General features: G+C 43.9%; 14 protein-coding genes. 5 read left to right on the top strand and 9 right to left on the bottom strand.

Translation table 11 applies throughout. The annotated features are described in order from the left end of the window. The first annotated feature begins 10 nt into the window (after positions 1-10). Together hemB and hemL are read left to right on the top strand one after the other, a co-directional pair. The gene (gene hemB, locus GO495_RS03810) at positions 11-982 is read left to right on the top strand and encodes a porphobilinogen synthase (protein ID WP_157298354.1); all 972 of its coding nucleotides are present in this window, start codon (positions 11-13) and stop codon (positions 980-982) included. 6 nt (positions 983-988) lie between these two features. Beyond that, positions 989-2284: a glutamate-1-semialdehyde 2,1-aminomutase gene (gene hemL / locus GO495_RS03805; protein WP_240915143.1), complete on the top strand. Its 1296-nt coding sequence runs from the start codon at positions 989-991 to the stop codon at positions 2282-2284. Positions 2285-2349: 65 nt separating this feature from the next. Here the strand turns inward: hemL and GO495_RS03800 are convergent, their stop codons facing one another. From GO495_RS03800 to GO495_RS03790, 3 genes are read right to left on the bottom strand one after another with little or no spacing between them, the layout of a single operon-like run. After that, positions 2350-3135, bottom strand: coding sequence for a carboxylesterase family protein (locus GO495_RS03800; protein WP_157298353.1), 786 nt, complete (start codon positions 3133-3135; stop codon positions 2350-2352). Between the two features lie 31 nt (positions 3136-3166). Continuing rightward, positions 3167-3958: an O-methyltransferase gene (locus GO495_RS03795; protein ID WP_157298352.1), complete on the bottom strand. Its 792-nt coding sequence runs from the start codon at positions 3956-3958 to the stop codon at positions 3167-3169. Between the two features lie 5 nt (positions 3959-3963). Continuing rightward, a complete protein-coding gene (locus tag GO495_RS03790) occupies positions 3964-4704 on the bottom strand; it encodes a glycosyltransferase family 2 protein (protein ID WP_157298351.1) in 741 nt (246 codons plus the stop codon). A 250-nt stretch (positions 4705-4954) separates the two neighbouring features. Here GO495_RS03790 and GO495_RS03785 point away from each other — a divergent pair, with 250 nt between their 5' ends. Further along, a complete protein-coding gene (locus tag GO495_RS03785; protein WP_170302625.1) occupies positions 4955-6208 on the top strand; it encodes a hypothetical protein in 1254 nt (417 codons plus the stop codon). Between the two features lie 183 nt (positions 6209-6391). Beyond that, the gene (locus GO495_RS03780) at positions 6392-7339 is read left to right on the top strand and encodes a hydrogen peroxide-inducible genes activator (protein WP_157298349.1); all 948 of its coding nucleotides are present in this window, start codon (positions 6392-6394) and stop codon (positions 7337-7339) included. A 79-nt stretch (positions 7340-7418) separates the two neighbouring features. Here GO495_RS03780 and GO495_RS03775 read toward each other — a convergent pair whose 3' ends face one another. The 3 genes from GO495_RS03775 to prmA form a co-directional block, all read right to left on the bottom strand. Continuing rightward, positions 7419-8219, bottom strand: coding sequence for a M48 family metallopeptidase (locus GO495_RS03775; protein ID WP_157298348.1), 801 nt, complete (start codon positions 8217-8219; stop codon positions 7419-7421). A 150-nt stretch (positions 8220-8369) separates the two neighbouring features. Next, a complete protein-coding gene (gene plsY / locus GO495_RS03770) occupies positions 8370-9011 on the bottom strand; it encodes a glycerol-3-phosphate 1-O-acyltransferase PlsY (protein ID WP_157298347.1) in 642 nt (213 codons plus the stop codon). A gap of 129 nt (positions 9012-9140) precedes the next feature. Beyond that, entirely contained in the window at positions 9141-9959 is an 819-nt protein-coding gene (gene prmA / locus GO495_RS03765; protein WP_157298346.1) for a 50S ribosomal protein L11 methyltransferase, read from the bottom strand. A gap of 160 nt (positions 9960-10119) precedes the next feature. Between prmA and GO495_RS03760 the strand changes: the two genes are divergently transcribed. Further along, the gene (locus GO495_RS03760; protein WP_157298345.1) at positions 10120-10698 is read left to right on the top strand and encodes a hypothetical protein; all 579 of its coding nucleotides are present in this window, start codon (positions 10120-10122) and stop codon (positions 10696-10698) included. A 61-nt stretch (positions 10699-10759) separates the two neighbouring features. On the opposite strand, the gene GO495_RS03755 is transcribed toward GO495_RS03760, so the two are convergent. The 3 genes from GO495_RS03755 to rpsO all read right to left on the bottom strand — a co-directional run bounded on the left by GO495_RS03755 (position 10760) and on the right by rpsO (position 14451). Next, positions 10760-11542: an NIPSNAP family protein gene (locus GO495_RS03755; RefSeq protein ID WP_338075355.1), complete on the bottom strand. Its 783-nt coding sequence runs from the start codon at positions 11540-11542 to the stop codon at positions 10760-10762. A gap of 195 nt (positions 11543-11737) precedes the next feature. Beyond that, a complete protein-coding gene (locus GO495_RS03750; RefSeq protein WP_157298344.1) occupies positions 11738-14092 on the bottom strand; it encodes a polyribonucleotide nucleotidyltransferase in 2355 nt (784 codons plus the stop codon). A gap of 86 nt (positions 14093-14178) precedes the next feature. Beyond that, the gene (gene rpsO, locus GO495_RS03745) at positions 14179-14451 is read right to left on the bottom strand and encodes a 30S ribosomal protein S15 (protein WP_157298343.1); all 273 of its coding nucleotides are present in this window, start codon (positions 14449-14451) and stop codon (positions 14179-14181) included. Between the last annotated feature and the right edge of the window lie 23 nt (positions 14452-14474).

Below are 14474 nucleotides of genomic sequence, written 5' to 3'. Positions count from 1 at the left end.
AATACAAATCATGATACGCAGAAACAGGATTTTGAGGACATCTCCGGCCATTCGTGCGATGGTAGCAGAAACAATATTAAGGCCCGGCGATTTTATCGCTCCCTTATTTATCGTTGAAGGAGAGAATGTGAAAGAAGAGATCAGTTCAATGCCAGGTTATTTCCGCCATTCGCTGGACCTCACCGTAAAAGAGGCGAAAGAACTCTGGAGCATGGGAATTAAGAGTGTACTACTGTTTATCAAATGCCCGGATGAATTAAAAGATAATAAAGGAACGGAAGCCGTAAACCCCCATGGGTTAATGCAGCGTGGTATCAAAGCCATAAAAAATGCCATTCCGGAGATGATAGTGATGACGGACGTGGCGCTGGACCCCTACTCTACCTACGGCCACGATGGTATCGTAGAAGGCACACAGATCGTGAATGATGTAACAGTAGAGGTACTGTCACGCATGAGCCTCAGCCATGCAGAAGCAGGAGCAGATTTTGTGGCACCCAGCGATATGATGGACGGCAGGATTTTATCTATCCGTAATACCCTCGAACATAATAACTTTACCAACGTTGGCATTATGGCATACAGTGCCAAATATGCTTCCTGCTTTTACGGTCCTTTCCGTGATGCACTGGATTCCGCACCTGGTTTCGGAGATAAGAAAACATACCAGATGGATTATGCGAATTCCCGCGAATCCATCAAGGAAACACTGATGGATATTGAGGAAGGAGCAGATATCGTGATGGTGAAACCAGCGCTGGCTTACCTGGATATTATCAGGATCATCAAGGACCGTGTAACAGTACCGGTAAGCGCTTATCACGTAAGTGGTGAGTATGCGATGGTAAAAGCAGCCGCTAAAATGGGATGGCTGGATGAAGATAAAGCGGTCCTGGAAATCATGACCAGCATCAAACGTGCGGGTGCAGATCTGATAGCTACTTACTTTGCAAAAGATGCGGTGCGGTTATTGCAATCATAAAATACAATGAACACCATGTACAATCTGAGTAAAACATTATTTGAGAGGGCACAAAGAGTTATCCCGGGTGGCGTTAATTCACCGGTGCGTGCATTTAAAGGTGTAGGCGGTACGCCCATTTTCATGAAGAGCGCCAAAGGCGCTTACCTGTATGATGTGGATGGCAATACCTACATAGATTACATCAATTCATGGGGTCCGATGATCCTGGGTCATGCGTATGAACCAGTGGTGAAAAAAATCCAGGAATATGCTACCTACTCTACTTCTTTCGGCGCGCCTACTGAGCTCGAAACAAAGATAGCGGAACTGATCGTGCATATGGTGCCTAACATCGACCAGGTACGTATGGTGAATTCAGGAACGGAAGCCTGTATGTCTGCTTTAAGAGTAGCAAGAGGATTTACCGGTCGCAATAAATTCATCAAATTTGAAGGTAATTATCATGGTCATGCAGATGCATTTTTAGTGAGTGCGGGAAGTGGCGTGGCTACACTTGATATACAATCCGTTCCGGGTGTTACGCAAAGCGTTGCAGCAGACACCCTGACCGCCCCATATAATAATCTGCCGGCAGTAGAAAAGCTGGTAGCAGAATTTCCGGACCAGATTGCAGCCATAATTGTAGAACCGGTAGCTGGTAACATGGGCTGTATCCTGCCACAACCGGGCTTCCTGGAAGGCTTGCGTGCAGTATGTGATGCCAATAATATCCTGCTGATTTTTGATGAAGTAATGACTGGTTTCAGATTGGCAAGAGGGGGTGCACAAGAACTGTTTAATATTAAAGCAGATTTGGTTACCTTTGGCAAGATTATTGGCGCAGGTATGCCAGTGGGAGCCTTTGCCGGACGCCGTGAAATTATGCAACACGTAGCGCCTGTTGGTAAGATATACCAGGCAGGAACTTTGAGCGGCAATCCAATTGCCATGATAGCAGGATATACTTTACTACAGACATTGGACGAAAACCCGGATATATACCGGCAACTGGCGGAAAAAGGAGCTTATCTGTCAGGTGGAATACAATCAGCATTAAGTGCAGCAGGCATTGTTCATCAGGTAAATAACCTTGGGTCTATGTTGAGTGTTCATTTCGCAGAATATCCTATCATTAATTTTGATGCCGCATCCGGAGCCAACAATGAATTATTTAAGAACTTCTTTCATGCCATGTTAGAACGTGGAATCTATCTTCCACCATCTGCTTTTGAAAGCTGGTTTATCAGTAACGCTTTAACGATCGAAGATATGGACAAGACAATAGCAACTGTAAAAGAAGTTATTGCTGTCATCAAATAGTTAACAATTCAAATCCTGTGCAGAGTGGAGAAACGCCCCGGTCAAGTGCCGGGGCGTTTTTATTTTTATTTCTTTGTATTTGAGAAGAGCCATTTCAATAACCCTGGTTCTGCAAAAACATTATCCCAGCTGTTATGTCCTACACCCGGATATTCTGTATACTGCACATCTGCATGTAATGCCTTTAATGCCTTATAATAATTCTGCGAATAAGTAACCGGTACTACAGGATCTGCTCCTCCATGGAAAATCCACACCGGTATCTTCGCAAACTTCTTTGCATTTTCTGCAAAACCTGCACCGCAGATAGGGAAACCTGCTGCCCATGTTTTAGGATAACGGGCCAGCATATCAAATGTTCCCATACCTCCGAGAGACAATCCACCGATGTATACTTTTTTACTGTTTACTTTATGGGTAGCCAGGAGGCTGTCCAGCAGGGACTTTACGAGCTGTCCGGGAGTCGGCTGACGGTCAGCCGCCAGGAAGTCAAATCCCGTCACTTTACCCGTGCTGTCCCTCTTCAGGTGAAAAGGCGCCCAGGTAGAATCCGATGGGCATTGCGGGAAGATCACAAAAGCAGGATATTCCCTGCGCAGGGAATCTTCCAGGAATAAACTCCCACCGTGTATTAGCTGGGCTGCATTATCACGGCCTCTTTCTCCTGCACCATGCAGGAAAATTACCAGCGGATAGGATTTATGGACATCATAATTGAGAGGGGCAAGCATGCGGTAGCGCAGCGTATCTCCGTTATGAATGTATGTTTCACGAGTGTAAGCATCATACCCCTGGGCCTGGGCAAACTGCTGCATGCATAAGAAGATAATCAGGTAACAAAGCTTTTTCATCCTGGAATGTTTTCCCCAAGATAATAATAACCTAGTACTTCAGTATGAAATGCTGTTTGATTTTCATGTCCGGACGGAAAAACACCAATCCTATGAAAAACAGGTCTATGGTGAAGGTGACCCTTGGATGCTGTTGAATGGTATGCCAGGCAGCTTCCATATCCGGCGTCCAGTGAATATCATCAAAGATGAACAGGGACTCGTCATGGGCTTTGCCCAGGCATTGCTCAAAGTATTGTAATGTTGGCGCAGAACGATGGTTACCATCGATATATACATAATCCAGCTTGGGCACTTGCTGTAATACAGCAGGTAATACCGCATCAAAGTTGCCCACGTACTGTTTGATATTATTTAACTGTAAGTCCTTAAAATTCTGCGCTGCACGGGCAGCGATGTTCGGACATCCTTCTATTGTGATCACCTGGGCATTGGGAGCAGCTTTGGCCATATAGGAAGTAGACATGCCCATGGAAGTACCCAGCTCCAGCAGGTATTCCGGTTTATAGTATTGGATCAGCCTGTAAAAAAGCTGTCCGTATTTAGCCGGTTTGGCTGCATTGCGGGTAATATCCCTCACTTTCCGCTCTGTACCGCTGTTTACCAGTGAACCCGCACCCAGGTCTGTTACCTGTAGGGTTTCATCACTTTGCAGCAGGGACTTGCGTACCTGCTCAATTTCCCTGAAGGCTGCCGGTTTCTTTTTATCGCGCAGGATCTCCTCTACCAGTGTATATACAAAGGGAGAATGCACATCATGGCGGTTGCCGGCAGTAAAATAGTAATGCAGGTATTTCTTAGCTAATTCCCACTGTAAGCCCATAAGGGTTAATTATAGATTTTTGCTTTTATCAGTCCCCATTTATGCAAACGGTGCTGTAATGATACACGCAATACCCCAAGTCCGTAAATACTGCTGCGTTTGAAGTTAATGCTGGAGGCTTCATCGAAATACTTGGTTGGACAGGTTACCTCTCCTATCTCATATCCTTTCATGAAGATCTGCGATAACATCTCATTATCAAAGATAAAGTCGTCGCTGTTGGCCATATAGTCGATATCCCTCAGCACCTCCCCGGAGAAAGCCCTGTAACCGGTATGATATTCACTCAGTTTCTGCCCGATAAGGATATTCTGAGCCAGGGTGAGGAAACGGTTAAATACGTATTTATAACCCGGCATACCGCCTTTTAAGGCGCCTTTGCCCAGAATCCTGGAACCCAGCACAACAGGGTATACTTCGTTGGCAATAATGGAACTCATTGCCGTTATCAGTTTGGGAGTGTATTGATAATCAGGATGTAACATGATCACAATATCAGCGCCCAGCTCTAATGCCTTGTTATAGCAGGATTTCTGGTTCCCGCCATACCCCTTGTTGTTGTCGTGACGGATAATATGCCTGATACCCAGCTGTTTACCAACAATTACTGTATCGTCCTTACTGGCATCGTCCACCAGTACCACGTCATCCACGATATCCATGGGTATTTCCAGGTAAGTTTTTTCCAGTGTTAAAGCTGCGTTATATGCCGGCAATACCACCACTATCTTCTTATTATTTAACATGAAAGTGGATAATTTGGCTGCAAAGGTAATAAAGTAGTTGAAAGACTGACAATTTCAACTTATTATAAATTGTTATCTTTGCAGCGAAAAGTTTTTTGGCACCATATTTTCTTAGCTTTTTGTTATTGAAATGCGTGCATAGCATGCAAAAAACACTTACAGGTCGAAACTGGGGGCTGTGTATTTTACCGGCCTACCGAAAATGTCGCACCCTCAAGTGAATGAATTTGCACTTAAACCAGGCAACAACATGCATTTAAAATCTATGATGAGATATCTGACACTACTATTGATCTTCCTTACTGGTTTTCAACTGGCCAACGCGCAGGAACCTACTAAAGTACAGGACCCTAACGAATTGAAGACTGTTATGCCTCAGGTGAGGGCAGCCGACACCACACTCAGGAGGATTGTTGATGAATTACAACGTATTACGGACAGCGACAAGCAAAACTCCAATGCCATTCAGGGATTATTGCAGGGCCGCGAAATCGATAATATCACCAAGTATGAGCTCATCAGGAACAACATCGTATATGCCAGCGAAACATATTACCTGCTGAATAAAAAGATCATTGACCTGAAATCACGTACTACTACCAGTAACCTCGACATATTCATCACATCCCTGAATAACCCGGAAAGTAAAGAGCTGGGCTTTTCACTGAGCGACCGTATCGTGGAACTGGTAGAAAAGGTAGTGTTAAAAGGTAAAGGTGATAAGGATGAGAAGAACAGTAAGATCATAGAGTCTACCAAATCCATTATCGCCAGCCCTATCTTCCAGAGCTTCACATCTTTAACGCCACCTTTAGCTATTGCTAACTCTGTGATGAATTTCCTGCACAGTGTGAGTGTGAATAATAAAGAGATCAATCAGAAAACTTTAAAAGAGTTTGAGAAAGAACTCAATAAATACGTAGTGTATTACAGTGCGTTGAATGATGCGAACCAGAAGTTTGAATATGGTTTGAATTTCAATAAAGATCAGTTGAATTTATTACATGATAATCTGTATGATCATATCATGTTCACTGCCAGTGCATTGAAATACCAGTTGCCGCAGCGTGGAAATAAATCTATTGGAGAAACACTGAATGATTTCTTCTTTGATTTCAAAAAGGAAAAAGTAGTGGTATTTTTCAATGATCTTGAAACCAAATATACCAAAGGTAAAAAGATAGATTACGAAGCATTACTGCGTGAGAATCCAAATCTGAAAGAGGTAAATAACCAGCTGGAAGATCTGATCCTGCAAACCAAACGTTTCGAAAATCTTTATAATGAATATTTTACTTTACTGGACTCTTATTATGGTAAGGTAAACAGCTCTTTGAAAATAGCACAGGATAACGGATTAGCTGATAAGAGTGTTATTGATGCCAAACAAGCTGAGTTCCGTAACCTGAAAGATGATGCAGTGAAAGAAATACAGGCTTCTATCAACATAAAAGAACTGTATAACAACACGGATAAGATCAAATACAGATATAGGATTTTCTAGTCTGCAAACACGGGGCTCCTAACGGAGCCTTAAATACAAGAGGCTCGGTTAGGAGCCCCGTGTTTGTAGCAAAATATTCACACTTATCACAGGCTCCGTTAGGGGCCTTTATTTTTTCCTGCCTATATCTTTCACCGGAGAAATAGATTTCATCAATACCTCAAGGCTGTTTAATTTTGTGATATGACCACAGTCCAATTGGAATACGTTGTTGCGGTTGATACGTATAGAAGTTTTGTCGTTGCAGCCGAAAAGTGTTTTGTTACACAGCCTACGCTTAGTATGCAGATACAGAAGCTGGAAGATGAGCTGGGAGTAAAGATATTTGACAGAAGTAAACTGCCCGTTGTACCTACAGAAATAGGTATTGCGGTAGTAGCGCAGGGCCGGATCATACTCAAAGAGAGTGGCCGGATCAAAGAGATTATCGCAGGGCATAAAAAAGAAGTACAGGGTACTTTGCGTGTAGGGATCATTCCTACATTGGCGCCTTATTTACTGCCAAGAATTCTGACAGGTTTCATGAAGAAATATCCGAAGGTAAAACTGGAGATATGGGAACATCCTACAGAACAGATAGTGCAGTTGTTAAAACAGGAGCAACTGGATTGCGGGTTGTTAGCGACTCCCCTGCAGAATCCCAACCTGGAAGAACAACCCTTGTTTTATGAGTCTTTTGTAGTGTATGCTGCCAAAACTAACAGCCTGTTTGAAAAGAAGTATATTAAACCGGAAGATATTGATGCACGGGATGTATGGCTGCTGAACGAAGGGCATTGTATGCGTAACCAGGTGCTGAATATCTGTAAAGATAAATTCACGATGGGTGAATATAAGAACCTGGAGTATAATACGGGTAGCGTAGAGACACTGAAAAGGATGGTTGACCTGAACGCAGGCTATACTATTCTGCCGGAACTGTCTTTGCAGGACCTGTCAGCCCGCCAGATGAACATGGTGAGGTATTTTAAGGCCCCTGAGCCGGTTAGGGAGATTAGCCTGGTAACTCATAGGTTCTTTATTAAACAGGCGCTTATTGAGGCGTTTAAGAAGGAAATACTGGCACATGTACCGGATAAGATGAAGGTACAGAAGAACAGGAAGGTGGTAGATATAATAATAGAGAAATAAAAGTCATTTTTTGTGATGGTGCTTCGCGCACCATCACAAAAAAATTGAAGTGGTTTTGCAGAGCTTTGCTCTGCACCCATTATTTTATCGGCTGATAATACTTCATTGCTTCCGGCATAACAGCCTGTAACTGTGCGATACGACGGTCATCACTCGGATGCGTACTTGTCAGCTCAGGTGGTTTGCTACCGGTGCTGGCACTCGCCATACGCTTCCAGAAAGGAATTGCTTCCTGTGGGTTATAACCCGCCATTGCCATGAAGATAACACCCAGGTGATCGGCTTCCAGTTCATCCTTACGGGAGAAAGCCAGTAACCCCAGGTTACTACCTACACCAAACGACTGTAAGAAAACATTCTGCGCAGTAGGATTACGGTTAAGCGCTACCTGTCCTGCTACCTGTATACCCTGAGATACCAGTTGCTGACTCATACGCTCGTTACCATGACGCGCAATAGCATGTGCAATTTCATGGCCCATTACGCAGGAAAGCGCAGTTTCATTCTGTGTCACAGGCAATAGACCTGTATATACCACTACTTTACCACCGGGCATACACCAGGCGTTCACCTCTTTATTATCCACGAGATTAAACTCCCATTTATAATTAGCTACTTCAGCAGATAAGTTGTTCTGTGCCATATAACGGGTAACCGCAGCAGAAATACGCTGTCCTACCCTCTTTACCATTTCAGCATCTTTGCTGGTGGCAGAGGATATAGCTTTGTTGGTTGTTAAAAACGTCTGGTACTCCTGCAGCGCCATTGACTGCATAGTACTTTCGGGGATCAGGTTTAACTGGCTGCGACCGGTAATAGGGACACGGGCACAACCCATCATTAAAGCAAGACTACCGATTAAAAGGAATTTCTTTTGCATCTGAGAACGAATTTAAACAGGACTTTTTGCTACAGTTAATAATACGCTTTTGATTATTACGGATACAGGACCGGTAATAATCAAAAGCGTCGGAAAGTTAATATTTTTGATCTTTAGAGCAATAGATATGCCAGAAAGGAAGTGCAGGTTTTAGTCCCTTGTCCGTCTGTTCTTGAACAGCGGTACTTTATTTTCATTACCACTTAAAAGGCGGGTAATGTTCTTCTGGTGAGTAAGCACCACCATCAGCGCAACAGCGATCGCAAATATGCGGTAAAATACTTCCGGCTCATTAAAGATGTACAAAATGAGAATAGGGAAGGCTATACTGGCAATAATAGAACTCAGGGATACATACCTGGTCAGTGACAGGATCAGCAGAAACACACCTACACAGCAGATCGCTACCAGGGGCTGAATGGCCAGTACCAGGCCAAATAATGTGGCGATACCCTTACCACCACGGAAATTTGCCCAGATCGGGAAGATGTGGCCAACTACGGCCGCCAGTCCCAGACCTATCTGGAAATTGACCAGTTGTGTAAGATGATCAGGATTGTGATAGTAAGATAACAGGTAAGAAAGACGAACTGCCAATACACCTTTGAACATATCCACAATCATTACAAAGGTCCCGGCTTTAGATCCAAGCACACGGAAAGTGTTGGTGGCACCGGCATTGCCGCTACCATACTCCCGGATGTCCATACCATAAATCCCTTTGCTGACCCAAACCGCAGTAGGTATAGATCCGATCAGATAAGCGCAAAAAAGCAACAATAATTCAAGCATCAAAATAAGTTAGGTTTTGCTAAGATAGTAAATTCCAGCGTTAAAGTTAAGCTAATATTAAGATTTTAATTAACACAAAGATGGGATAATCAGACACTTTCATATAAGTTATTTCTAACGCCTGGTTTATTACCTTGCTAATAACTTCATTGCCAGCCAGTTATCTTTTTCTATTTGTTGGTCCAGTACTAAAGCATGCTGTCTTGCAGCTTCCAATATCGCTTTTTCGTCTTCTTTCAGGATACCGCTAAGTAGCAATACGCCCCCGCTTACCAGCAAACGGCGCATATCTCCCATAAATTCAAGTAAAATATTGCGATTGATATTCGCCAATACAACATTATAAGTATTTATAATGCTTTTAGGGGTATCTGACCGCCATACTTTTACAGCCAGCGCATTATTGGTGATAATATTTTCTTTGGTGTTTTCTACCGACCATTCGTCGATATCAATGGCCTCGATCACAGATGCGCCCATTTTGGATGCCAGGATAGCCAGGATACCTGTTCCTGTTCCAAAATCGAATACTCTTTTGCCTCTGAACTCCACATCCTTCATCAGGCGTATCATCGAGGAGGTAGTGGCATGATGGCCTGTACCAAAAGACATTTTAGGTGTGATGATGATCTCGTGCTGTGGCTGCGGATCAAAAGGTGGATGGAAACCAGCGCGGATACCGCAGAAAGTATCTACACGCACGGGTTCGAAATTACTTTCCCAAACTGCATTCCAGTTTGTTTGTGCAATATTCTCCTTTTTATAGGAAATGCCATAGATCTTAGTCAGCCTTTCAACGGCAACTTCACTAAAATCATTCTCGGGGATATAGGCAACTAATTCGTTACCCCTCTCCTCAAAACCTTCAAATCCGCTCTCGGATAATTCGGCGATGAGGATATCCTTCAGCTCTGCGTTACAGGTAAGGGTGATTGATGTATGTGACATAGAGAATAAAGGTAAAACAAGATAATCAGCTATTTATACCGCGTAAGATGTAGTACATGTTATTGTAATGTTAATGATTTGATCGCATCTGAGACTCACTGGCATTAACATAGAAAAAAATGAATATATTTGCATAATTCTTAATGTAAACCATATTTTAATGAAGACCTTAATTTTATTTATTACAGGGCTTGCGCTATGCGTGGCCACCAAAGCTCAGGAGATCATCAAGTTACTGCCTGATGATACCATGAAGGACTCTATTACCTACCAGACTTCTACCAGTATTCTCGTTATCAACAAAGTAGATTTACAGAACTATTTCCAGGTACTGGATACCATGCTGCAGAACAATTGTTATAATAACAGGACGTTCCGTAACATACAATTCAGTCACCTGACACCGGCGGAAGTGCAATCGCATTTTCTGCAGGCAAAAGCGTACCTGGCAGATTCTTCTCATACGGATCTCAATTTCAATACTGATAAATTCACACTGTTCTGGACGCCCAATGAAGGTATCCTTCTCCCTTACATCGAAGAGCTGTTAACAACGCTTTTAACTGATGCAAGGATCAAGGTGATAGACAGGTCGAGTAAGGTTTCTGTACCTCAGTATTCAGTGTTTTATGAAGATATTGACGGACAACCGTTTAAGATATACAAGTTGCCTACAGGTAAGATTATTTTCAAGGAAAGTAATTTTTATATAGAGCAGTATGTGAAGGCAAAGAGCTAGTTTACGGATTGCAACAATTATGAAAAGAGGCCGTATCATTTCTGATATGGCCTCTCTTGTTTTAGAAATCAGAATATTCTGCGGGGTGTAATAAAATCACATCTGAATGAGAAGTATTATGAGCGTATTGCGGCTGTGGCAATAATGCTTTCCATACAGGATCACTGCTGAATGCTTTCCAGTGTTCTTCCCTGGATGCGCGGTTCTCGAAAGTAGTCATGTACATGAGGTTAGGCATGTGACTGCCGCTCAATACATCTGCATAAAATACAGCGTTAAAGCCCAGTCTTTTGAACAGACCGATTTCATCTCCTTTGTTGAACATATCTACTTTGTTCTGGTGCAGTTTTTCAGATGCACTTTCGTAACTGCGTAACTCGTATACTCTTTCACTTTTAGCAGATTTCAATACAGGCACTTCCATTTTGGTCATACCGGGAAATGCTTCCAGGATGATGGTTTCCATACGGGTATATACCGGCTGGTCCCAGGCTGCATCAATATAGTCTTTACCTGCGCTGACATAGCTGCTGTTTGTCAGTAACTGGCCAGGCAGCTTAAGCAGTTGTTCTGCTGAACGGCCGGGTATGAATACATATACACGGCGGTCTGCCGTGGTATCATTGTCTATAGGTTTAAAGACCCCTACTCTGGTAATACCGGCTTTATGAACGGCTGGTAATAAAGCATCTTTCAGATAAGCATCCAGGCGGGTTTCCTGGGCAGCATCTTTCAGATGATAGACGAGAATACTATAATATTCCTTTTGAGGAGGAAGCTGGCCGGCCTGTGCGAAACCTGAAAACAACAGGGCCAGCATGATGAGTGCATGCGTACTTTTCACGTGAAAATCATTTTGCGAAATATATCATGAAAAAAGAAATAACGTGGGGAAAATGTTAAGAATGGTAAAACATAAAAGCCTTAAAAAGCTCCTAACGGAGCCTATTATGTTTTGTTAATGGAGCTTTTAAATTAAAAACAAACAGCCGTTCTGATAACTCAGAACGGCTGTTAAGTATATTAAATCAAGTCGATTCTACTGTTCGTCGAAAGTAGGCTCATCCGGTTCTGATTTGGGAGACGGGCGTGGGCCACGGTCGTTCCTGTCACCACGGTCAAAGCGGTCACCGCCTCTGTCGCCACCACGATCGTTATTGCGGAAGGAAGGACGTCCCCCACGGTCGCCACCTCTGTCACCACCACGATCTCCTCTGTCACCACGGTCTCTGCGTTCGCCTCTGTCTTCACGGTCACCTTCAGGCCTTTCCACATAACCTTCCGGTTTTGGCATCAGCACACGACGGCTTAATTTGAACTTACCGGTCTTAGGATCGGTACCTACCAGTTTCACCTTTACTTTTTCACCGTCTGTCAGCACACCCTCCATAGTTTCCAGGCGTTTCCAGGATACTTCAGAGATATGTAACAAACCTTGTTTACCAGGCAGGAACTCTACGAACGCACCATAAGGCATCACTGACTTAACGGTTGATTCGTATACTTCACCTACTACAGGTACGGCAACGATGCCTTTTATCCAGTCGAGGGCCTTCATCAGACCTTCTCTGTTCGCGCAGAAAATGCTTACTTCACCAGTTTCACCAACTTCTTCGATGTTGATGTTAGTACCGGTTTCGCGTTGAATTTCCTGAATAACTTTACCACCGGGTCCGATCACAGCGCCAATAAATTCGCGGTCGATGATCAGTTTCTCCATACGTGGAGCATGTGGTTTTGGTTCAGGGCGTGCAGCACCGATACAGCCATACATGGCCTCAATGATGTGCAGGCGTCCCTGGCGGGCCTGGGATAATGCAGCACGCATTACGTCCATGCTCAAACCATCCACCTTGATATCCATCTGGATACCCACGATACCTTCGCGGGTACCTGTTACTTTAAAGTCCATGTCTCCCAGGTGATCTTCATCTCCGAGGATATCTGTCAGTACGGCCCATTTTCCATCGGCAGCACGGGAGATAAGACCCATTGCCACACCGGAAACGTGTTTAGGCAAAGGAACACCCGCATCCATCAGCGCCAGTGAACCGGCACAAACGGTAGCCATGGAAGAAGAACCATTAGATTCCAGGATATCAGATACTACCCTTACAGTGTAAGCATAGTCACTACCCGGCATCATTTGCTTCAGAGAGCGCATTGCCAGGTTACCATGACCCACTTCACGACGGCCGGGGCCGCGCATCATTTTCACCTCTCCTGTAGAGAAAGGTGGGAAGTTATAATGCAGGATGAATTTGGAATACTTGGAAACAGCAGCGCTTTCAATCAGCAGCTCGTCATCCGGAGTACCCAGGGTCACCGTTGTTAAAGATTGTGTTTCACCACGGGTGAACAGTGCAGAACCATGCGGAGAAGGCAGGATATCCACTTCCATGTTCAGTGGACGTACCTGGTCCAGGCTACGGCCATCCAGACGAACCTTATCGTCCAGGATCATGTTACGGATCACTTCTTTTTCCAGGTCATGGAAATATTTACCTACCAACGGAGCATCTTCCTCAGGCAATTCGCCCAGGGATTCAACCAGTTCTTTACTTATAGCATCAAATGCATCTCCACGTTCGTGCTTACCCATTGCAGCTTTAGCTACTGCAAGGATACGGTCTGTAGAGAATGCGGCGATTTTAGCTTTCAGTTCTTCGTTCTCACGCGGTAATTCAAAAGGACGTTTCGCTTTATTGCCAGCCAGCTTATGCAGTTCTTCCTGCGCCTTCACCTGTACTTTAATGGCTGCGTGAGCGATCTCGATCGCTTTGATTACATCTTCTTCACTGCACTCCTTACTTTCGCCTTCCACCATCATGATGTTCTTTTCGGTAGCGGCTATGATAAAGTCCATATCTGCTTTTTCCAGCAGGGTACGGTTAGGATTTACAACGAAGTTGCCATCTATGCGGGCAACCCTTACTTCGGAGATGATTTCCTGGATGGGCACATCAGAAACTGCCAGTGCTGCAGAAGCAGCCAGCGCAGCAAGGGCATCCGGCATCACTTCTGCATCAGAAGAAATGAGGGAAACCAGTACCTGTACTTCACAGTAATAATCATCAGGGAACAGCGGGCGCAGCGCGCGGTCGATCAGACGGGATATTAAAACTTCAGAATCAGACAGTTTACCTTCGCGTTTAAAGAACGAACCCGGGATACGGCCTGCAGAAGCAAATTTTTCCTGGTAGTCAACAGTAAGTGGAAAGAATGATTGTCCTGGTTTGGGAGTTTTATTTGCGACAACAGTAGCCAGCAGGATACTATTGCCTAGACGTACCGTAACGGCACCATCTGCCTGGCGGGCTAACTTGCCAGTCTCAATGGTCACGATCCGGCCATCTCCTATATCGAAATTGACTGAAATAGGTGTCAGATTCATAAAAAGTGAGGATTAAATTGGTATACCTAAAAAAAAACTATTCCCAACCTAATAAGTTGGGAATAGCGCTATAAAAAAGTTCTTTGTTATTTTCTGAGACCTAACTTCTCAAGTAAGGCACGATAGCCTGTGAGGTTAGTTTTAGACAGGTAAGAAAGCAAACGCTTTCTTTGGCCTACCATCTTCATTAAACCACGGTGTGTAGAAAAGTCCTTTTTGTTTGCTTTCAGGTGACTGGAAATGCTGTTGATACGCTCTGTCAGCAGTGCGATTTGCGCTTCTGATGAACCTGTATTTTTCTCGTTTCCACCAAATTCTTTAAAAATATTGGCTTTCTTTTCAACAGTTAAGTAAGACATCTTTGATAAATAATAAAATGATA

Source organism: Chitinophaga oryziterrae (assembly GCF_009758125.1).
Taxonomy (GTDB): domain Bacteria; phylum Bacteroidota; class Bacteroidia; order Chitinophagales; family Chitinophagaceae; genus Chitinophaga; species Chitinophaga oryziterrae.
The sequence above is the reverse complement of the archived record's forward strand: the minus strand, read 5'-3'. Positions and strand labels throughout refer to the sequence as shown.